The following is a 21,134-nucleotide window of genomic DNA, read 5'->3' on the forward strand; positions in this document are numbered from 1 at the left end:
GGGAGCCTATGGAAGCCGTTGTCTCGCCGTCGACCGACGTGCGCGCCGAACGCCAACGTGAAGTCGTGCAAGCGCTGATGGCCACGCTGCCCGCGCATTGCTTGCTCTATCGCGATGAAGATACCGCGCCCTACGAGTGCGACGGCATGAGCGTCTACCGGCAGTTGCCGCTTGCCGTCGCATTACCGGAGACGGAAGCGCAAGTGCAGCGCGTCCTGCAAATTTGCCGGCGGCTCGGCGTGCCGGTCGTCCCGCGCGGCGCGGGCACGGGGCTCTCGGGCGGCGCCACGCCGATCGCGCACGGTCTCGTGCTCTCGCTCTCGCGTTTCACCAAGATCGTCGAGGTGGACCCGTACGCGCGTACGGCCACCGTGCAGCCCGGCGTGCGCAATCTCGCCGTCTCCGAGGCGGCCGCGCCGTACGGGCTCTACTATGCGCCCGACCCTTCGTCTCAAATCGCCTGCACGATCGGCGGCAACGTCAGCGAAAACTCGGGCGGCGTGCATTGCCTCAAATACGGCCTGACCGTCCATAACGTGCTGCGCGTGCGAGCCGTGACGATGGACGGCGATATCGTCGAATTCGGCTCTCTGGCACCCGATGCGCCGGGGCTCGATCTGCTCGCCGTCATGATCGGCAGCGAGGGGATGTTCGCCGTCGTGACCGAAGTCACCGTCAAGTTGATCCCCAAGCCGCAAACGGCGCAGGTGGTGATGGCCAGCTTCGACGACGTGGTCAAGGGCGGCGAGGCCGTCGCCGCGATCATCGCGGCCGGCATCATTCCCGCCGGCCTCGAAATGATGGACCGGCCGGCAACACGAGCCGTGGAAGCGTTCGTGGGCGCCGGCTACGACATCGATTGCGCGGCCATCTTGCTCTGCGAATCGGACGGCACGCCCGAGGAGGTCGCCGATGAAATCGTGCGCATGACTGCCGTGCTGCGCGAGCATGGAGCAACCCGCCTGCAGATCTCGCGTACCGAAGCGGAACGATTGCGCTTTTGGTCGGGCCGCAAGAATGCATTCCCGGCCGCGGGCCGGATCTCGCCCGATTACTACTGCATGGACGGCACGGTCCCGCGGCGCAGCATCGGCCCGCTGCTTGCCCGCATCGAAACGATGGAAAGCAAATACGGGTTGCGTTGCATCAACGTCTTTCATGCGGGCGACGGCAATATGCATCCGCTGATCTTGTTCAACGGCAACGACACCGACGAACTGCGCCGCGCAGAGGAGTTCGGCGCCGAGATCCTCGAAACGTGCGTCGAGTTCGGCGGCACGATCACCGGCGAACACGGCGTCGGCATCGAAAAAATCAATTCGATGTGCGTGCAGTTCTCGCCCGCCGAGCGCGACGCGTTTTTCGCGGTCAAGCGCGCGTTCGACCCGGCCGAGCTCCTGAACCCGACCAAGGGCATCCCCACCCGCGCGCGCTGTGCCGAATACGGCAAGATGCACGTGCGGGGCGGCTTGCTGCCGCATCCGGAGTTGCAGCGGTTCTGAGGACCAAACGGGCCGCGCGCACCCACGGACTTACCCCTAGGCGGGCGCGGCGCGGCTTGTCTCGCCGCGCTCGGCCGGTACAATCTGTAACGGACGCCACCACGGCATGACTTGCTAAAAGCCGGCTTTACCGGATGAACGACACGACGAAGCGCGAAGCCATGCAGGAAGAGGACATCGTGGCCTACTGGTCCGAACGGATCCGCGAGGCCACGGCCGAGGCGCGCCCGCTGCGTTTGCGCGGCGCCGGCACGAAGGATTGGTACGGCCAGCAGCTTCAGGGCGAAATACTCGATACGCGCGCGTATCGGGGCGTCATCGCCTACGATCCCGCCGAACTCGTGATTACGGCCCGCTGCGGCACGCCGCTCGCCGAAATCGAGGCGACGCTGGCCGAACACGATCAAATGCTCGCCTTCGAGCCGCCGCACTTCGGCCGCGCATCCACGCTCGGCGGCTGCATCGCGGCCGGCATTTCGGGGCCGCGTCGAGCGCAAGCCGGTGCCGCGCGCGACTTCGTGCTAGGCGTCACGCTCATGAACGGCGCCGGCGAAACGTTGCGCTTCGGCGGCCAAGTGGTCAAGAACGTCGCCGGCTACGACGTCGCGCGGCTGATGGCAGGCTCGCTCGGCACGCTGGGGCTCATCCTCGATCTGTCGATCAAGGTCATGCCGCGCCCGGCCATGGAAGCAACGCTCAAGTTCGACATGAACGGCACCGACGCCGTGCGCAAGCTCAACGAATGGGGCGGCCGGCCCCTGCCGATCACGGCCAGCGCCTGGCGCAACGGCACCCTCGCCGTGCGTTTGTCGGGCGCCGAAACCGCGGTCAAGGCGGCCCGCAACACGATCGGCGGAGAAGTCGTCGATGCCGTCGAGGCAGAGCGTTTCTGGGAAGGGCTGCGCGAACAAACCGATCCGTTCTTCGCCTCGATCCCGCCCGATTCCGCACTATGGCGCCTCGCGCTGCCCTCGATCACCGAGCCGCTGCAATTGCCCGGCGCGCAGTTGATGGAATGGGGTGGCGCACAACGCTGGTGGATCACCGACACCGATGCGCAAACGGTACGCATCAGCGCGAAGCAAGCGGGCGGCCATGCCACGGTCTTCCGGTCGGGGCGGAATTTCGACCGCAGCGTCGGCGTTTTTACGTTGCTGCCGGCACCTCTCATGAAGATACACCGGGGCCTGAAGGCGGCCTTCGACCCGGCGCGCATTTTCAACCGCGCGCGGATGTATCCCGACTTCTGATGCCCATGCCGACGAGGACATCGGAACGGCGCGAAGCGCATCCGCCAAGCATCCGGCGGAGCCAACGCTAACAGGCAACAGCGACGCAATGCAGACCGAACTCGCAGACTTCATCCGCAACACGGCCGACGGGGACGAGGCCGATGCAATCTTGCGCAAATGCGTGCATTGCGGGTTTTGCACGGCCACCTGTCCCACTTATCAACTGCTCGGCGACGAACTGGACGGTCCGCGCGGGCGCATCTACTTGATCAAGCAGATGCTCGAAGGCGGCAGCGTCACGCGCAGCACGCAATTGCATTTGGACCGGTGCCTCACCTGCAGAAGTTGCGAAACGACCTGCCCGTCGGGCGTGCAATATGGGCGGCTCGTGGAGCTCGGGCGCCAGCATGTCGAGCAGACCGTACCGCGGCCGCTGCGTCAGCGGCTATTACGCCGGGTACTCGCCAGCGTGCTGCCGAACAGCGCGCTCTTCGCTCCGGCGATGCGGCTCGGACAGCTCGTGCGCCCGTTCCTGCCGCGCCGCCTGCGCGACAAAATCCCGCCGCGCCAACGGCTGCTCGAATGGCCGGATCAAGCGGCAGCGGCAGCGGGTTTGGCCGATGCGCGCGCGACGACCCGCCGCATGTTGCTGCTCGCCGGCTGCGTGCAGCCGGCGATGCTGCCGAATATCAATATCGCGACGGCGCGCGTGCTCCATGCGCTCGGCATCGAGACGGTGATCGAGCCAGAGGCCGGCTGTTGCGGCGCTATCCGCCTGCACTTGGGCTACCGAGACGAAGCGCTCGACGATATCCGGCGCAACATCGACGCGTGGTGGCCGCATGTGGAGGCCGGCATCGAGGCGATCGTCATCAATGCCTCCGGTTGCGGCGCGACCGTCAAGGAATATGGGCACCTTTTGCGCAACGACGCGGCTTATGCGGAGAAAGCGCAACGGATCACCGATCTTTCGCGCGATGTCGCCGAAGTGCTGAGCGGGTTCGAAACGGAGCTTGCCGGACTCGCGCGGCGCCGCGGCGTACATACGGTCGCCTATCACCCGCCGTGCACGCTCCAGCACGGGCAGCAGATTCGCGGCACCGTCGAGCATCTGCTCGCGACGCTCGGCGTCGAAGTGCGCCTGCCCGTCGATAGCCACTTGTGTTGCGGCTCGGCGGGCACTTACTCGGTCACGCAACCTTCGATGTCCTACACGCTGCGCGACCGCAAGGTGCAAAACCTGGAGGCGCTCGAACCGCAGATGGTCGTGTCGGGCAACGTCGGGTGCATCGCTCATCTGCAAAGCGGCACGTCGATGCCGGTCGCGCATTGGGTGGAACTGGTCGAGCATCTGATCTACGGGTAAGCGCGGGCGTGCAGGGCGTACCGCGCGTCAATGCATGCGCGCCTGCGCAGCTCCTCGATCACCCGGGTCGTATAATCCGCGACAGACTTCGTGCTCTCGCTCACGCGCAACTTATGTCCCATATCGAAGAGAACCTGCGGGCCGTCCACGCCCGCATCGAACGCGCGGCCCAAGCTGCCCACCGCGCTCCCGATTCGATTCGTCTGCTCGCCGTCTCCAAGACGTTCCCCGCCGACGATGTGCGCGCAGCGTTCGGCGCCGGCCAACGCGCGTTCGGCGAAAACTACGTGCAGGAATCGGTCTCGAAGATCGAGGCGCTCGCCGATCTGCGCGCATCGATCGAATGGCATTTCATCGGGCCGCTGCAGTCGAACAAGACACGCCCCGTCGCCGAGCAGTTCGATTGGGTGCATTCGGTCGATCGCCTCAAAATCGCCCAGCGTTTGTCCGAGCAGCGGCCGGCCGCCCTGCCCGCGCTCAACGTATGCCTTCAAGTCAACGTCAGCGGCGAGGCCTCGAAGAGCGGCGTCGAACCGGCCGAAGCACTGGGCCTCGCGCGCGAGATCGCCGCGCTGCCGAAGCTGCGCTTGCGCGGGCTGATGTCGATTCCGGAACCGGCCGGCGACCTGCAAGCGCAGCGCGAACCGCACCGGGTCTTGCGCACGCTGTTCGACACGCTCCGCGCCGAAGGTCTCGCGCTCGATACGCTGTCGATGGGTATGTCGAGCGATTTGGAAGCGGCTGTGCTCGAAGGCGCAACGATTGTCCGCGTCGGCACCGCGATTTTCGGCAAACGCGATTACGCGCATTGATCCGGTCCCGCGGCCGTACGGTTGCACTTCGTGCGGGTTGCGCCCGAATGATGCTTAGCCGGGCGGCGAACTATAATCGGCCGCTGCGTCCACTCCCAAGCTCATCATGAAGATCGCATTCATCGGCGGCGGCAATATGGCCGCGGCATTGATCGGCGGCCTGATCAAGCGCGGCGTCGCGCCGGCCGACCTTTACGCCATCGACGTCAACGAAGAGGCCCGCGCGCGCGCACACGCGCAATTCGGCGTCGCAACGGCAGCTTCGGCCGACGAGTCGCTGCGACACTACGACGCCATCGTGCTGGCCGTGAAGCCGCAGGTGCTCAAGGCCGTGTCGGCCGCGCTCGCCCCCCATCTGTCGACGCAACTCGTCATCAGCATCGCCGCCGGCATCCGCGGTGCGGATGTGTCGCGTTGGCTCGGCGGCTACACGCGCGTCGTGCGCGCGATGCCCAATACGCCCGCGCTCATCGGGCAAGGCGTGACCGGATTGGCCGCACTCGGCGGCGTGGACGAAGCGGGCCGGTCGCTCGCCTCGCAAGTGCTCGGCGCCGTCGGCAGCTCGGTTTGGTTCGACGACGAAGCGAAGATCGATGCGGTCACCGCGATCTCGGGCAGCGGTCCCGCCTACGTGTTCTATTTCATCGAAGCCCTGCAAGAAGCGGCCCGCCGCCTCGGCTTGAGCGACGACGAAGGACGCGCGCTCGCGCTCGGCACGTTTGCGGGCGCGGCTCAACTGGCGGTGCAATCGGACGAGAGCGCTTCGGTGCTGCGCGAACGCGTGACGTCCAAGGGCGGTACGACGGCCGCCGCGCTGGCGGCGTTCGATGCCCAAGGCGTCAAGGAAGCGATCGTCAAAGGCGTGCTCGCCGCGGATGCGCGCGCCAAGGAAATGGGCGACGAGTTGGGCAACCAATAAGTCGCGCCGCTCTTAACTTGCCGGCGCGGCAGCAACCGAACCGCGCCGGCAAGCAGCAGCTTTTACTGCCAGCCCGGATGCGACGCCCGGTAGTAGTCCAAGGCCGCCGCGCGTTCGCGCTCGGCTTCGCGGGCCAACTGTTCCGCGCGGGCCATGTGACCGCCGAACTGTCCGCCATGCTCCGCCTGGATCAAATGCATTTCGTCGATCGCGCGCTGCAAGTCGTGTGTCGCAGCCATGGCTTTGTCGTGCAACTCATCGGCGAAAGCGGTGCTCGCGACCAAAAGGGCGCAGACGAGCACGGGAAGCGTTTTGATTTTCATAAGTCGAGTTCTCCGAAATAAGGGCTGTGCCCTTGAGACGGATAACGCTCCGCACCTTCGATACGCGTACCGGCGTGCGCCATGAACGTGTAAATTTCCATTACACGCGGCGCGCGCGGCTACGTCACAAACTCGAGACGGCGTAATGCGCGGCAATGCCTGCGAATAGAATGCCGCCGAGCCAGTTGTTATGGCGAAACGCCGCAAAGCAGGGCATCCGCTCCCGGCCTCGAATCAGCGTGTAGTGATAAAGCGCGCAACCGAGCGCGCCCGCCCAGCCAGCCCAATACAGCCAACCGAAACGCAGGGTATAGCCGAGCACCGCATAAATACCGAGCGTGACGCCATAACAGAACATCACCGCCGCGACGTCGTAACGGCCGAACGTCAATGCCGACGTACGGATGCCGATTTTGATGTCGTCGTCGCGATCGACCATCGCGTACTCGGTGTCGTACGCGACGGACCAAAACACGTTTGCCGCGAGCATCACCCAAGCGATCGCCGGAACTTGATCCTGCACGGCCGCGAACGCCATCGGAATACCGAAGCCGAACGCAATGCCGAGATAGGCTTGCGGAATCGCGAAGAAACGTTTCGTGAACGGATAGGTCCCGGCCACGAAGAGCGCCGCCACCGACAACTCCTTGGTCAACCCGTTGAGCGGCAAGATCAGCAGAAACGACACGATCGACAAAGCGGCCGCGATGACGAGCGCTTCCCACGCGCGGATCTTGCCCGAGGTGATCGGACGCGATTCAGTGCGTTTGACATGGCGGTCGAAGTCGCGATCGGCGTAATCGTTGATCGCGCAGCCCGCCGAACGCATGAGTACGGTGCCGAGCGCGAAGATGATCAGCAGCGACGCCGACGGCCGCCCGTTCGAGGCAATCCATAGCGCGTTGAGCGTGGGCCACAGCAGCAGCAGGCTGCCGATCGGCTTGTCCATGCGGATCAAGCGCAGATAAAGCGGGAGGCGGGCGAACATGGGCGCGTACATAGGCGATGCGGCAAGAAGCGAAAGACGAACGCCGTATTGTAGAGCCGAAAAGACGGAGGGCCTCCGCAATCGCCGGAGGCCCTCGCTGGAACCGATGGCACGGCCGGTATGCCGCGCCTGTCCCGTATCGATCAGCCGAGCATCGAGCGCAGCATCCAAGCCGTTTTTTCGTGCGTTTGGAGGCGTTGCGTCAGCAGATCGGCCGTGGGCTGATCGTTCGCCGCATCGGCGGCCGTGAACACTTCGCGCGCCGTGCGCGCAACGGCCTCTTGGCCTTGTACGAGTTGACGGATCATTTCTTCGGCGGCGGGCACGCCGTCGGCTTCCGGAATCGTGGACAGCTTCGCGAAGTCCTTATAGCTGCCGGGCGCATGCACGCCGAGGGCGCGGATGCGTTCCGCGATCGCGTCGACGGCCAGCGCGAGTTCGTTGTATTGGCCTTCGAACATCAGATGCAGCGTATTGAACATCGGACCCGTGACGTTCCAATGGAAGTTATGGGTCTTCAGATAAAGCGTGTAGGTATCGGCAAGCAGTCGCGACAGCCCGTCCGCAATCTTCTTGCGGTCCTTGTCGCTGATGCCGATGTCGATTTGAACTGCGGCTGCGGTATTTTTCTTTGCCATGGCGAGTCCTTCCAAGGATAAAACGGCCGAACCTGTCGGCGGCAATCGCATGAAACGACACGATCGCCACCGATCCAATTCAGGGGAACGAACGATCGCCAGTGTAGCCCAGTCGGGTGAAACGGTGCCACTTGCGCGGCACCGCCCCATCGCACGCGGCGAACCGGCGAATTCGAGCATCGCCGGTTCGCCGCGCGAGCTTACTTGCCGCGCGCGGCCCGGCGCGACTCGATCGCCGCCGCGACGCCCTGGCCATAGGCCGCATCGGCTCGCGTGAAGTGCTCGAGCTGGCGTTCGACGATCTCCCGCGGCACGCCATCAATATGGCGCGCGATGTTCTCGAACAGCCGCTGCCGCTCGCCCTCGCCGAGCAGGCGGAACAACGCGCCGGGCTGGCTATAGTAATCGTCGTCCTCGCGATGGTCGTAGCGGTCGACCGCCCCTGCCGCGAGCGGCGGCTCCGCCGCGCCGCGATCCTGGGCGAACGTGCCGAACCGGTTCGGCTCATAGTTCGGCGCGCCGCCGAGGTTGCCGTCCGTGCGCATCGCACCGTCGCGGTGGAACGCGTGGTGGAACGGGCATTTGGGCGCATTCACCGGAATCTGATGATGATTGACGCCGAGCCGGTAACGCTGCGCATCGCCGTATGAGAACAGGCGCCCTTGCAACAAGCGGTCGGGCGAGAAACCGATACCGGGCACGACGTTGGCCGGCGTGAAGGCCGCCTGCTCGACGTCGGAGAAATAGTTGCCCGCGTTCCGGTTCAACTCGATCACGCCGACGTCGATGAGCGGATAGTCCTTGTGCGGCCACACCTTCGTAATATCGAACGGGTTGTACGGCACTTTCGCCGCATCGGCTTCCGGCATGACTTGAATCCGGAAATGCCACTTCGGAAATTGACCGGCATCGATGCTCTCGATCAAATCGCGTTGCGCGCTTTCGCGGTCGCCGGCAATCACTTGCGCGGCTTCGTCATCGGTATAGTTTTCGACGCCTTGGGCCGACTTGAAGTGGAATTTCACCCAGAAACGCTCGCCGTCCGCGTTGACGAACGAAAACGTATGCGAGCCGAAGCCATGCTGCTGGCGATAGTTGCGCGGAATCCCGCGATCGCTCATCAGAATCGTGACCTGATGCAGCGACTCCGGGTGGCGCGACCAAAAGTCCCACGCCGCGATATTGCTGCGCAGGTTCGTGTACGGATCGCGCTTTTGCGTATGAATGAAGTCCGGGAACTTGAGCGGATCGCGAATGAAAAACACAGGTGTGTTGTTGCCGACGACATCCCAATTGCCCTCCTCGGTGTAGAACTTGATCGAGAAGCCACGTACGTCGCGCTCGGCGTCGGCCGCGCCGCGCTCGCCGGCGACCGTCGAAAAGCGGAGGAACAGCGGCGTTTCCTTGCCCACCTCGCTAAAAACCTTGGCTTTCGTGTACTTCGTGATGTCGTGCGTGACGACGAAGCGTCCGAACGCGCCCGATCCTTTCGCGTGCACGCGGCGCTCGGGAATGACCTCGCGATCGAAGTGCGCGAGCTTTTCGAGCAGCCAGACGTCTTGCAGGGCGATCGGGCCGCGCGCGCCGGCCGTCAGCGAGTTTTGGTTATCGGCGACGGGGGCGCCGGCGGCGGTCGTCAATGTGCGGTCGGTCATGATGGATTCCTCAAGGAAGAAGCGTTTATCGGTTGTTGTATCCGGCTGGGTCGTGCAACGGCGCCGAGCCGGGGGCGAAAGCGGAGGAAGGAGAGACAGGCGCAATCGCCTAGGCGGCGAGCGCGCGATCCGCAAGCAGGGAGAACACGGCGTCGCGTGAGCGGCGCAGCGAGAGCGCCAGCCGCGCGCCCGTGCGAGGCCGCATGGGCGACGAAACGATTCGGGCGATGAATTGCGACATGACTTTCTCCATGTTGGGCTTGATCGTGCGATCGGCGCGATCCATGGAGGTCAGAATAAGGAAAACTATCGAATATAGATATTTAATTGTTTTTATCTATTCGATAGGTCCGGCCGCGTGGGAGCACGGCCGGGAAATCGCTTCAATTGACGACGGCAGGCATATCGAGCTTGCTCACGCCCGGCAGCTCGCAGGAGCCGATGGCTTCGCTGATGGCGTCGATGGCGGGCATGCGCGTGAAACTCTTGCGCCATGCAAGCACGACGCGCCGATCGGGCACCGGATCCTCGAACGGCACGTAGCTGAGCAGTCCCGCGTCGGGGCCGCCCGCGTGCGCTCTAACCTCGGGCACCGACATCCGCGGCAACACCGTGATGCCCACGCCGCTTGCCACCATGTGTCGAATCGTCTCCAGCGAGGAGCCTTCGAACGTCTTTTGAATGCCGTCCGCCGTTTGCGAAAACCGCATTAGTTCGGGACAGACGCCGAGCACGTGATCGCGAAAACAATGACCGTTGCCGAGCAGCAGCATCGTTTCTTGCTTCAAATCGTTGGCGTCGATCTTCTTGCGCGCCTCCCAGGCATGCCCCGCCGGCAGCGCGACGACGAAGGGCTCGTCATAAAGCGGGCGCACCATGAGTCCCGTTTCGGGGAACGGCAATGCCATGATCGCGACGTCGATCTCGCCTTGCTTGAGCAACTCGATGAGCTTGAGCGTGTAGTTCTCCTGCAGCATCAGCGGCATTTGGGGCACCGCTTTGATCATCTGCTTGACGAGAGTCGGCAGCAGATAGGGGCCGATGGTGTAGATGACGCCCAGACGCAGCGGCCCGACGAGAGGATCCTTGCCCTGCTTGGCGATTTCCTTGATGGCCAGCGTCTGCTCGAGTACGCGCTGCGCTTGCGTGACGATTTGTTCGCCGATGGGCGTCACGCTCACTTCGCTCGTGCCGCGCTCGAAGATCTGTACGTTCAGTTCGTCCTCGAGCTTCTTGATCGCAACCGATAAGGTGGGCTGGCTGACGAAGCACGCCTCGGCGGCGCGGCCGAAATGCCGTTCGCGCGCAACCGCCACGATGTATTTCAGTTCAGTGAGCGTCATTGGGGGACCAATCAGGACATTGAAATCGATAGGTTTATCTTATACACCCACGAAAGCAATTCGCCAACTGGACATCCGTGTCCTCGGCCGCATGCGGGCGCAGGTCGTCCCGCGCGCCGATCGCGCATCCGGAAAACAGGCCCTTCAGGCTCACGCCTTCAAGAATTGCTCGCGCCCGCCGAGCCAGCGGGCCAAATGCTGAAGAACCACCTCGGGATAGTCGGCGATCAGTCGCGCCGCGGCTTCGCGGGCCGGTTCGATCAGCCAGGCATCGTTCTCCAGGTTGGCGAAGCGCAGCATCGCGGCACCCGACTGACGCGCCCCGAGGAACTCGCCGGGCCCCCGAATCTCGAGGTCGCGCCGGGCGATTTCGAAGCCGTCCGTCGTCTCGCGCATCGTTTTGAGGCGTTCGCGCGCCGTCAGCGAAAGCGGATTGCTGTAGAGCAGAACGCAGATCGAGGCCGCGCTGCCGCGTCCGACGCGCCCGCGTAGCTGATGCAGTTGCGCCAGCCCGAAGCGCTCGGCGTGCTCAATGACCATCAGCGACGCATTGGGCACGTCCACGCCGACTTCGATCACCGTCGTCGCCACGAGCAACTGCACCTCGTTGCGCGAGAAGGCATCCATGACGGCCGCCTTTTCCGCGGGCGGCAGCCGCCCGTGCACCAGGCCCACGCGCAACTCCGGCAACGCCTGGGCAAGCGTGTCGTAGGTCTCGATCGCCGTCTGCAACTGCAAGGTCTCGCTTTCCTCGATGAGCGGACATACCCAATACACCTGCCGGCCCCGCAGCGCCGCGTCACGCACGCGCGCGATCACCTCCTCGCGGCGCGCATCCGAAATCAGTTTCGTGACGATCGGCGTGCGCCCGGGGGGCAATTCGTCGATCGTCGATACGTCCAAATCGGCGTAGTAGGTCATGGCGAGCGTGCGTGGAATCGGCGTGGCCGACATCATCAGTTGATGGGGCTGGAAGGCCCCGCGACCCTCGCCCGCGCGGTCGGCCTTGGCGCGCAAGGCTAGCCGCTGCGCCACGCCGAAGCGATGCTGTTCGTCGACGATGACGAGCCCGAGCCGGGCGAATTCCACCGTGTCCTGAATGATCGCGTGCGTGCCGATGACGAGTTGGGCCGCCCCGCTCGCCGCCGCCTCCGCGGCCGCTCGCTTTTCCTTCGCTTTGAGGCTGCCCGCGAGCCAGGCCACCGTGACACCGAGCGGCTCTAGCCAGCCGCGTAACTTGCGCGCGTGCTGCTCGGCGAGAATTTCGGTCGGCGCCATCATCGCGGCCTGATAACCGCAGTCGATCGCTTGCGCGGCCGCCAACGCCGCCACGACGGTTTTCCCGCTGCCGACGTCGCCTTGCAAGAGCCGCTGCATCGGATGCGGCGCGGCCAGATCGGCCGCGATCTCGGCGACGACGCGCGCCTGCGCGCCCGTCAACTGAAACGGCAACGCCGCCGAGAGCCGCGCGACGAGCGTTTGCGCCCCGGCGCCACGCGGCATCGAAGGTGCGGAACGCGCGCGGCGTTCCTCGTGCGCGCGCTTGAGCGAAAGCTGCTGGGCGAGCAATTCGTCGAACTTGATACGGGTCCAGGCCGGGTGGGTGCCGTCGATCAGCGCGGTTTCGTCGGCGTCCACGCTCGGGTGATGCAACATGCGCACCGCCTGCGCGAGCGGGGGCAGATCGAGCGGCTTGCAATAGTCGTTGGCGACTCGCTCAGGCAGGATCTCGGGCAGCGGCGTGCGCGCCAGCGCGTTGTCGATCGCCTTGCGCAAATAGGCTTGCGACACGCCGGCCGTACTCGGATACACGGGCGTCAACGCCTGCGGCAACGGCGTGTCGTCATCGACGGGACGCACCGCCGGATGCACCATCTCGAGCCCGAAGAAGCCGCCTCGGACATCCCCGCGCACGCGCAGGCGCACGCCGGGCGCCATTTGTTTGACCTGGGAGCCGTAAAAGTTTAGAAACCGCAGCGAGAGTTCGGCCCCGTCCGCGTCGCGCAGCTTCACGACCAACTGGCGGCGCGGCCGGTAGGCGATTTCGTTATCGACGACGACGCCCTCGGTCTGCGCCGTCTCGCCGGGCAGCAATTCGCCGATCGGCGTGAGCGTCGTTTCGTCTTCGTAGCGCATCGGCAGATGCAAAACGAGATCGATATCGCGCGTCAGCCCCAGTTTGGCGAGCTTATCGGCCGTTTTCACGGGTTTGGCCGGGGTCTTTCCGGCCGCCGCCTTTTTGCGCTTCGCGGCTGCGGGCGGCGCGGTGTCGTCGGCGGGATCGGTCGGACGCAATGGGGGCAACGGCATTCCTCTGCTGGCAAGTACAATAACGGTTTATTTTCGACGAACGGCATGCGGAGCCGGTCACGGATCGCGCTTCGCGATCATAGCGGCTCACGGGCCGCCGCGCCGCCCTCTCGCGCCGATCAAACGCAGCATGTTCACGCTTTCCGATTTCGATTTCAATCTGCCGCCCGAATTGATCGCGCAAACCGCGCTGCCCGAACGCAGCGCGAGCCGCCTGCTCGAGGTCGACACGAGCGCTTCTCCCGCACGGCTGAGCGATCGTCGCTTCGCCGAGTTGCCCGAGTGCCTCGCACCGGGCGATTTGCTCGTGTTCAACGATACCAAAGTGCTGAAGGCGCGCTTCTTCGGCCAAAAGGCGAGCGGCGGGAAAATCGAGGTCCTGATCGAGCGGCTCACGGGCGCGCGCACCGCGCTCGCGCAGATCCGGGCCAGCAAGAGTCCGGCGCCGGGCACGGCGTTGACGCTGGCCGACGCGTTCGACGTGACCGTCGGCGAGCGCGTGGAGCCGTTTTATACGCTGCATTTTCCCGACGATTGCCTGACGCTGATCGAGCGCTACGGCCGGCTGCCGCTGCCGCCTTATATCGAGCACGATCCCGACGCCGCCGACGAAACGCGCTATCAAACGGTGTTCGCGCAAAACCCGGGCGCCGTGGCGGCCCCCACGGCCGGCCTGCACTTCGACGAAGCCGTGCTCGCGCGGCTCGAGGCGCGCGGCGTCGAGCGCGCCACACTGACGCTGCACGTCGGCGCGGGCACCTTTCAGCCCGTGCGCGTGGAGAACATCGCCGAGCACAAGATGCACAGCGAGTGGTATCAACTGCCGCAAACGCTCGTCGATAAGATCGCCGCCACGCGCGCGCGGGGCGGCCGCGTGGTCGCCGTCGGCACGACCTCGATGCGGGCGCTCGAAGCCGCCGCGCGCGATGCAGAGGCTGCCGGGCGGCCGCTGGCGGCCACGTCGGCGGAAACCGATATTTTCATCACGCCCGGTTATCGTTTCCGCGTCGTCGACCGGCTCGTCACGAACTTTCACTTGCCGAAATCGACGCTGCTGATGCTCGTGAGCGCCTTCGCCGGGATGGAGCCGATTCGCGAGGCGTATCGGCACGCGATCGAGCAGCGCTATCGCTTCTTCAGCTACGGCGACGCGATGCTGCTCACGAGAGCCGAGCCGTAGGATCGCGTTCGGCAACTAGCCTTTTCACGCTTTCCGGTACAAGCCGGAAAGCACGTCCCCCTGCGCCGGACTTGCGATCCAGAGTTGGCGCTTTAGCGGCTACTCTGGTCTCATGCAGAGCAGTCCGGTGGCATTTGGAGCTTATCGATGACCGCAGGTCATACCCACGCACACTCGCCGTCCCCCGCCCCCGCGCTGCCCGGGCTCAAGTTCGAACTGCTGAAGACCGACGGCCTCGCGCGCCGCGGCCGCCTGACGCTCAACCACGGCGTCGTGGAAACGCCGATCTTCATGCCGGTCGGCACCTACGGCACCGTCAAAGCGATCGCCCCGCGCGAACTCGAGGAAATCCACGCTCAGATCATCCTGGGCAATACGTTCCACCTTTGGCTGCGCCCCGGCTTGGAAACGGTCGCGGCCCACGGCGGGCTGCACGGCTTCATGGGCTGGCGCCGGCCGATTCTGACCGATTCGGGCGGCTTCCAAGTCTTCTCGCTCGGCGATCTGCGCAAGATCACGGAAGACGGCGTGACGTTCGCCTCGCCCGTGAACGGCGACAAGCTCTTTCTCTCGCCCGAAGTGTCGATGCAGATTCAAAAGGTGCTGAACTCGGACATCGTCATGCAATTCGACGAGTGCACGCCCTACGCGACCAACGGCGTACCGACGACGCGCGAGGAGGCCGCCGCCTCGATGCGCATGTCGCTGCGTTGGGCCAAGCGCTCGATCGCCGAATTCGACCGCCTCGGCAACCCGAATGCGCTGTTCGGCATCGTCCAGGGCGGTATGTTCGAGGATTTGCGCGACGAATCGCTCGCCGGGCTGTCCGAACTCGACTTCCACGGTCTGGCGGTAGGCGGACTGTCGGTGGGCGAGCCCAAGGAAGACATGATGCGCGTGCTCGAGCACGTCGGCCCGAAGCTGCCCGCGGATAAACCGCATTACCTCATGGGCGTCGGCACGCCCGAGGATCTCGTGGCCGGCGTGGCGGCGGGCATCGACATGTTCGACTGCGTGATGCCCACGCGCAATGCGCGCAACGGCTGGCTTTTCACGCGCTTCGGCGACATCAAGATCCGCAACGCGACGCATAAGAACTCGCTGCGCCCGCTCGACGAAACCTGTGGCTGCTATACCTGCCGCAATTTCACGCGCGGCTATTTGCATCATTTGCATCGCGTCGGGGAAATTCTCGGCGCCCAGCTCAATACGATCCATAACTTGCATTACTACCTGGAACTCATGAGCGAGATTCGCGAAGCGATCGAAACGGGGACGTTCGAGGCATTTCGCCTGCGTTTTCGAGACGAGCGCGCGCGCGGCATCGACTAGCGCGCACCGCGCCGCCGCGGGCCTTGCCGCGCCCGCGCTGGCGGCGATGGGCGTGCGCCGGCGGGTGAGGAAACCACCCAGCCGGCGCGCCATGCGCCGGTGGTAAAATACGCGGCTATTTTTCGATCGCCTTCGATCGTTCAGATCGTCATTTACGGAGAAACCAACGTGTCGCTGATTTCCAACGCATTCGCGCAAGGCGCAGCCGGCGGCGGCGCCGAGTCGAATCTGATGAGCTTTTTGCCGCTCATCCTCATGTTCGCGGTGCTGTATTTCATCATGATTCGTCCGCAGATGAAGCGTCAAAAGGAGCATCGCAACATGCTCGCAGCGATGGCCAAGGGCGACGAAGTCGTGACCAACGGCGGCGTGGTCGGCAAGATCACGAAAGTCGGCGAAGCCTACGTCGGCATCGAAATCGCCGAAGGCACGGAAATCACCGTGCAAAAGGGCGCCGTGACGACGATCCTTCCGAAAGGCACGATCAAATCGCTCTGACGCGGCAAGCGCATGCCGTGCCCGGCCGAAGGCGGCGCGGCGCGCCCAGCGCGTCACGCCCCGGCGGCCGTCCGGCAGACGATTAGCGCCGCCCCACGCCAACCCACCCGTTCGGCTCCCCCATGAATCGCTACCCCCTTTGGAAATATGTCGTGATGGCTGTGGCGCTCGCCATCGGCCTTCTGTACACATTGCCCAACTTTTTCGGCGAAGCGCCGGCCGTGCAGGTCCTCAGCGGCAAGGCAACGGTCAAGCTCGACAGCGCCACGCTCGCGCAAGTCGAATCCGCGCTCGCGGCGAATCAGATCAAGCCTGACGAAATCACGTTCGATAGCGCCTCGGCCAACCCGAACATCCGCGTCCGCCTGAAGGACACGGATACGCAGTTGCACGTCAAGGATCTGCTGCAAAAGACGTTCAATCCCGATCCGAACGACCCGCAATACGTCGTCGCACTGAATCTGCAAAGCGCGTCGCCGCACTGGCTCACGAGCTTGCACGCGTTGCCGATGTACCTCGGCCTCGACTTGCGCGGCGGCGTTCACTTCCTGATGCAGATCGATATGGCGGGCGCGCTGAACAAGCGGCTCGACTCCGACGCGTCCGACGCCCGCACGTTCTTGCGCGACAACGGTATCCGCGAAGGCGGCGTCAACCGCGTCGGTCAATCGGTCGTCATCGACTTCGCCGATCAAGCCACGGCCGACAACGCGCGCACGCAACTGACGCGCAACGTCACCGAACTGCAATGGACCACGCGCACGACGACCACGGGCGGCGTGCAGGTGGTCGGCGCGTTCGCGCCCGCGCAGTTGAACGCGGTCGAGGAAGCGGCCGTCAAGCAAAACATCCAGACGCTGCATAACCGCGTGAACGAACTCGGCGTGACCGAGCCCGTGATCCAGCAGCAAGGCGCCGATCGCATCGTCGTCGAGCTGCCGGGCGTGCAAGACACCGCGAAGGCCAAGGAAATCATCGGCCGCACCGCCACGCTCGAGGCGCGCTTGGCCGATCCGGTCAACACGCATCCGGCACCGGGCGAAGCCGTGCCCCCCGGCGACGAACTCTTCACCGAAGGCGCGCAAGCGCCCGTGCTGCTGCGCAAGCAAGTGATTTTCACGGGCGACAGCATCATCGATGCTTCGGCCGGCTTCGACGAACACCAGCGCCCCTCCGTCAACATCCGCTTGAACTCGGCCGCGGGCCGCGCCGTCGCGAGCGTGTCGCGCGACAACATCGGCAAGCCGATGGCGATGGTGCTGTTCGAAAAGGGCAAGGGCCAGGTGCTCACGGTCGCGACGATCCAATCGGAACTCGGCGACCGCTTCCAGATCACGGGCCAGCCCACGCCGCAAGCGGCCTCCGACCTCGCGCTGCTGCTGCGCGCCGGTTCGCTCGCCGCGCCGATGGACATCATCGAAGAGCGCACGATCGGCCCGAGCCTCGGCGCCGACAACATCAAGAAGGGCTTCGATTCGGTCATCTACGGCTTCGCCGCGATCGCCGTGTTCATGGTCGCCTACTACTTGCTGTTCGGCATGGTTTCGGTCATCGGCTTGTCGGTCAACCTGCTGCTGCTGATCGCCGTGCTGTCGATGATGCAGGCCACGCTGACGCTGCCGGGCATCGCCGCTATCGCGCTGGCGCTCGGGATGGCGATCGACTCGAACGTGCTGATCAACGAGCGCGTGCGCGAGGAGTTGCGCAACGGCGCGCCGCCGCAACTCGCGATTCAGAACGGCTATGCGCATGCGTGGGCCACGATTCTCGACTCGAACGTGACCACGCTGATCGCCGGTCTCGCGCTGCTCGCATTCGGCTCGGGCCCCGTACGCGGTTTCGCGATCGTCCACTGTATCGGTATCTTGACGTCGATGTTCTCGGCGGTGTTCTTCTCGCGCGGCCTCGTCAATGCGTGGTATGGCGGCAAGAAGAAGCTCAAGTCGCTCGCGATCGGCCAAGTGTGGCGCCCTGCCGGCGCGGAAGGCGTGGCGTATCCGCAAGTGAGCAACGACGCCGACGACAGCACGGATACGATGCGCGCCGCCAAGGCCATCGCCGCGCAACCGAAGGCCAAGGGCGGACAAGGCGGTCCGAAGCCGGTCCTGCGCAATCGCGGGCGTGACGGCGCCGCCGCGCGCAAACCGGGCGCCCCCCGCTAACCGGTTCGCGAGAACCCGGAGACCAGACCATGGAATTTTTCCGTATCCGCAAAGACATCCCGTTCATGCAACGCGCGTTGCTGTTCAACGCGATTTCGTTCTTGACGTTCTTCGCGGCGGTGTTTTTCTTGATCCATCGCGGCCTGCATCTGTCGGTGGAATTCACGGGCGGCACCGTCATCGAAGTGCAGTATCCGCAGGCCGTGCAACTCGATCCGTTGCGCAAGACGCTCGATACGCTCGGTTACGGCGATGCGCAGGTGCAAACGTTCGGCACCTCGCGCGACGTGATGATCCGCCTGCCGCTGAAGCACGGCCTCACGTCGTCGCAGCAAAGCGAGCAAGTGATGACGGGACTGAAGACGCAAGACGCCGCGGCGCAGTTGCAACGCGTCGAATTCGTCGGCCCGCAGGTGGGCAAGGAATTGGCCACGAACGGCCTGCTCGCGCTGGCTTGCGTGGTCGCGGGCATCGTCATCTATCTGTCGTTCCGGTTCGAATGGAAGTATGCGGTGGCCGGCATCATCGCGAACTTGCACGACGTCGTGATCATCCTCGGCTTTTTCGCATTCTTCCAATGGGAGTTTTCGTTGTCGGTGCTCGCCGCCGTGTTGGCCGTGCTCGGCTACTCGGTCAACGAATCGGTCGTGATCTTCGACCGGATTCGCGAGACGTTCCGCCGCGAACGCAGAATGTCCGTCATGGAAGTCATCAACCACGCGATCACGAGCACGATGTCGCGCACGATCATCACGCACGGCTGCACGCAGATGATGGTGCTGTCGATGTTCATCTTCGGCGGCCCGACCCTGCACTACTTCGCGCTCGCGCTGACGATCGGCATCTGCTTCGGTATCTATTCGTCGGTGTTCGTCGCGGCGGCGCTCGCGATGTGGCTCGGCGTGAAGCGTGAAGACTTGCTCAAGGACAAGAAGCCGCGTCACGATCCGAGCGATCCGAACGCGGGGGCGCAAGTCTAAGCGGCGTTTTCCGGGCTCGCGCCACGCGTTGGCGCAAGCAAACGGCGCGCATGCGGTTCGATCCGCTGCGCGCCGTTTTTGTTTGCGGTCCCGTACGCGCTTGCGCGCGAGCCGGGGCGACGGAGTCGACAATGGAACGCGACGGTTTCCTAGAGCCGCCGTTTCTTCAGCGTATAGGCAAACAGCGCGTATTGGGTGTTCGTATCGGGATCGAAGTAGCCGCCTTGAGCAGAACTGTCGTCAAGGTCGTGCCACGATTTCCCGAAGTCCTTCGTGAGGAAGGTCAAGTCCACAGGGGCGCCACCGCCGGAGGCATCGGTCGCATAGACCAGCAGTACGCCTTGCTTACCCACGCTCAGCCCGTCGAGCATCAAGCGCTCGTCGAAGGTGCGCACCTGCTGCACGGCGCTTCGCTGAGCGTCTCCCCATACCGAAAGCGCCCCCGTGCGACGGCCGTTGTCCTTCGGATCGTCGATGTTGCGGGGCAGGCCCAACTTCGATAATGCGTACAGCGAATAGCCTTGGGCTGTTGCCGGCGACGATTGCAGATCGACGACCGTTTGATTCGGCAGCACGACGTCTTGCTCGAAGGTCGATTGGTCCCACGCCAGGCGGTAGACGAGGCTCGATGCCTTGATCGCGGCGGATTGGTCGACGTAGCAGGCAACGCGCAAAACGCCGTCCGGGCCTAGATTGACGCCGTCGAATGTTTTGCGGGGCTTGCCGGCGATGACAGCCAGCGCGGGCGCTTCAATCTCCCGCCATGAGTGCCCGCCGTCGGCCGTGCGCCAAACATGAGGTCCCCAACCGATGGCGTATCCGCGTTGCGGATCGAGAAACAGTAGTTGCTCGATGTCGTGATCTTCCGGCCAAGTCAACGGAGTCCACGTCTGGCCGCCGTCGCTGGAACGCCATAGTTTCGTGATTTGCGGCAGAAATCCGTTCGGTAGCTTCGGCGCCTTGTAGTCCATCCAGGCGGTACTGATATAGACGGTGCGCCAGTCGCTCGAATACCACCAGGCGGCGTCTTGGCCGCGATGCTGGAAAGTGCGGGTTAATCCCGTTTCGAGGGTACCGCGCAGAAAGGCCACCGACATTCGCTTGAGGCGCTCCGAAGAATCGTTCATCCATTCTTCCGTAGGCTCCGCGACATCGGGATCCTTGGATTCGCTGGCCGGCTTGAAAGTAATTGGCTGCCCTGCCAGCTTGAGGCTTATGACTTGCTCTCCATGAATGCGAAATGCACCTCCCCCATAAGGCTTGTCGCTCTTTAGGAAAGAGGTCGTAATCGTTTCCCAGTGTGCCGTCATGCTATAGCGTCCATACGTGAAGGCGCTCAGCAAGGCGGCGCCAGTCAATAGCAATTTCCATCGTTTTGATTTTTTCATGTCACTTCGCTAACAGACTCGTGTATCGGATGGCCGGTCAACGTGAACCAATAGCCCGGTCTAGCCGATCGCAAGCCGCCGATCGCGTGAAACCGCTTCATCTGCGACTCCCAAGCTTCGACTCGCACCGCGCTCTGATGCTCGCCGCGTTCGCGCGCGTCCCACGTGTAGGCGCCTGTGTAGTCGTACACCTCGCCTTGGGCCGGAATATCTTTCCGCGGGCTGATCGCGCTGCGCACTTCCTTTTTGAGATCCGGCCGCTTGTAGTCGAACGTGCGTGTTGTCAGCTTGGCGCTTTGAATCTGCTGATGTTCTTTCCACTGCGGGAAGCCATTCGCTTCCTCGCTCAGCCCCGTGCGATGAAAGCGCACTCTCTTTTGCTCTAACTCAGGCACGAAGTACAGGTCATCGATCAGCACGAGCGTATGCGACTTGCCGTCCTCGGCCTGCTCGAAGCGGCCGAAGACGCCCGCTTCCTCCAGGCTCCGATGCACGAAATTCCAGTC

At 64.2% G+C, this 21,134-nt stretch carries 19 protein-coding genes; 10 read left to right on the top strand and 9 right to left on the bottom strand.

Annotated features, from left to right (window positions below; genetic code table 11):
* The first annotated feature begins 8 nt into the window (after positions 1-8).
* The 5 genes from DXT59_RS09430 (at position 9) to proC (ending at position 5,831) form a co-directional block, all read left to right on the top strand.
* Positions 9-1,502 (top strand): FAD-linked oxidase C-terminal domain-containing protein, encoded by a 1,494-nt coding sequence (locus DXT59_RS09430; RefSeq protein WP_116136651.1) that lies wholly within the window; start codon positions 9-11, stop codon positions 1,500-1,502.
* A 161-nt stretch (positions 1,503-1,663) separates the two neighbouring features.
* Positions 1,664-2,752, top strand: a complete 1,089-nt coding sequence (gene glcE, locus DXT59_RS09435; RefSeq protein WP_116136770.1) for a glycolate oxidase subunit GlcE — start codon at positions 1,664-1,666, stop codon at positions 2,750-2,752.
* Positions 2,753-2,840: 88 nt separating this feature from the next.
* Positions 2,841-4,100: a glycolate oxidase subunit GlcF gene (gene glcF / locus DXT59_RS09440; RefSeq protein WP_116136652.1), complete on the top strand. Its 1,260-nt coding sequence runs from the start codon at positions 2,841-2,843 to the stop codon at positions 4,098-4,100.
* 113 nt (positions 4,101-4,213) lie between these two features.
* Positions 4,214-4,912: a YggS family pyridoxal phosphate-dependent enzyme gene (locus DXT59_RS09445; protein WP_116136653.1), complete on the top strand. Its 699-nt coding sequence runs from the start codon at positions 4,214-4,216 to the stop codon at positions 4,910-4,912.
* Positions 4,913-5,018: 106 nt separating this feature from the next.
* On the top strand, positions 5,019-5,831 hold the full coding sequence (gene proC, locus DXT59_RS09450; protein ID WP_116136654.1) for a pyrroline-5-carboxylate reductase: 813 nt from the start codon (positions 5,019-5,021) through the stop codon (positions 5,829-5,831).
* Between the two features lie 62 nt (positions 5,832-5,893).
* Here proC and DXT59_RS09455 read toward each other — a convergent pair whose 3' ends face one another.
* The 7 genes from DXT59_RS09455 to recG form a co-directional block, all read right to left on the bottom strand.
* On the bottom strand, positions 5,894-6,154 hold the full coding sequence (locus tag DXT59_RS09455) for a hypothetical protein (RefSeq protein ID WP_116136655.1): 261 nt from the start codon (positions 6,152-6,154) through the stop codon (positions 5,894-5,896).
* 124 nt (positions 6,155-6,278) lie between these two features.
* Positions 6,279-7,142 (bottom strand): 4-hydroxybenzoate octaprenyltransferase, encoded by an 864-nt coding sequence (gene ubiA, locus DXT59_RS09460; protein ID WP_116136771.1) that lies wholly within the window; start codon positions 7,140-7,142, stop codon positions 6,279-6,281.
* Positions 7,143-7,285: 143 nt separating this feature from the next.
* On the bottom strand, positions 7,286-7,780 hold the full coding sequence (locus tag DXT59_RS09465) for a Dps family protein (RefSeq protein ID WP_116136772.1): 495 nt from the start codon (positions 7,778-7,780) through the stop codon (positions 7,286-7,288).
* Between the two features lie 200 nt (positions 7,781-7,980).
* The gene (locus tag DXT59_RS09470; RefSeq protein WP_116136656.1) at positions 7,981-9,435 is read right to left on the bottom strand and encodes a catalase; all 1,455 of its coding nucleotides are present in this window, start codon (positions 9,433-9,435) and stop codon (positions 7,981-7,983) included.
* A gap of 109 nt (positions 9,436-9,544) precedes the next feature.
* The gene (locus DXT59_RS31440; RefSeq protein WP_275895770.1) at positions 9,545-9,676 is read right to left on the bottom strand and encodes a hypothetical protein; all 132 of its coding nucleotides are present in this window, start codon (positions 9,674-9,676) and stop codon (positions 9,545-9,547) included.
* A gap of 142 nt (positions 9,677-9,818) precedes the next feature.
* Positions 9,819-10,778, bottom strand: a complete 960-nt coding sequence (locus DXT59_RS09475; protein ID WP_116136657.1) for a LysR substrate-binding domain-containing protein — start codon at positions 10,776-10,778, stop codon at positions 9,819-9,821.
* A 150-nt stretch (positions 10,779-10,928) separates the two neighbouring features.
* Positions 10,929-13,088, bottom strand: a complete 2,160-nt coding sequence (gene recG / locus DXT59_RS09480; RefSeq protein ID WP_116136658.1) for an ATP-dependent DNA helicase RecG — start codon at positions 13,086-13,088, stop codon at positions 10,929-10,931.
* A 130-nt stretch (positions 13,089-13,218) separates the two neighbouring features.
* Here recG and queA point away from each other — a divergent pair, with 130 nt between their 5' ends.
* The 5 genes from queA (at position 13,219) to secF (ending at position 19,240) form a co-directional block, all read left to right on the top strand.
* Positions 13,219-14,268, top strand: a complete 1,050-nt coding sequence (gene queA, locus DXT59_RS09485; protein ID WP_116136773.1) for a tRNA preQ1(34) S-adenosylmethionine ribosyltransferase-isomerase QueA — start codon at positions 13,219-13,221, stop codon at positions 14,266-14,268.
* Between the two features lie 147 nt (positions 14,269-14,415).
* The gene (gene tgt / locus DXT59_RS09490) at positions 14,416-15,600 is read left to right on the top strand and encodes a tRNA guanosine(34) transglycosylase Tgt (protein ID WP_116136659.1); all 1,185 of its coding nucleotides are present in this window, start codon (positions 14,416-14,418) and stop codon (positions 15,598-15,600) included.
* 168 nt (positions 15,601-15,768) lie between these two features.
* A complete protein-coding gene (gene yajC, locus DXT59_RS09495) occupies positions 15,769-16,098 on the top strand; it encodes a preprotein translocase subunit YajC (RefSeq protein WP_116136774.1) in 330 nt (109 codons plus the stop codon).
* A 122-nt stretch (positions 16,099-16,220) separates the two neighbouring features.
* A complete protein-coding gene (secD, locus tag DXT59_RS09500) occupies positions 16,221-18,260 on the top strand; it encodes a protein translocase subunit SecD (RefSeq protein ID WP_116136660.1) in 2,040 nt (679 codons plus the stop codon).
* Between the two features lie 29 nt (positions 18,261-18,289).
* Positions 18,290-19,240 carry a protein translocase subunit SecF gene (gene secF / locus DXT59_RS09505; RefSeq protein WP_116136661.1) on the top strand — a complete coding sequence of 317 codons (951 nt, stop codon included), beginning with the start codon at positions 18,290-18,292 and terminating at the stop codon, positions 19,238-19,240.
* Between the two features lie 149 nt (positions 19,241-19,389).
* Here secF and DXT59_RS09510 read toward each other — a convergent pair whose 3' ends face one another.
* The gene (locus DXT59_RS09510) at positions 19,390-20,367 is read right to left on the bottom strand and encodes a glycosyl hydrolase (RefSeq protein ID WP_338065160.1); all 978 of its coding nucleotides are present in this window, start codon (positions 20,365-20,367) and stop codon (positions 19,390-19,392) included.
* Positions 20,368-20,624: 257 nt separating this feature from the next.
* Positions 20,625-21,122, bottom strand: coding sequence for a phage late control D family protein (locus DXT59_RS09515; protein ID WP_240324456.1), 498 nt, complete (start codon positions 21,120-21,122; stop codon positions 20,625-20,627).
* Between the last annotated feature and the right edge of the window lie 12 nt (positions 21,123-21,134).

It is taken from the genome of Trinickia diaoshuihuensis (assembly GCF_003390925.1).
GTDB classification, from domain to species: domain Bacteria; phylum Pseudomonadota; class Gammaproteobacteria; order Burkholderiales; family Burkholderiaceae; genus Trinickia; species Trinickia diaoshuihuensis.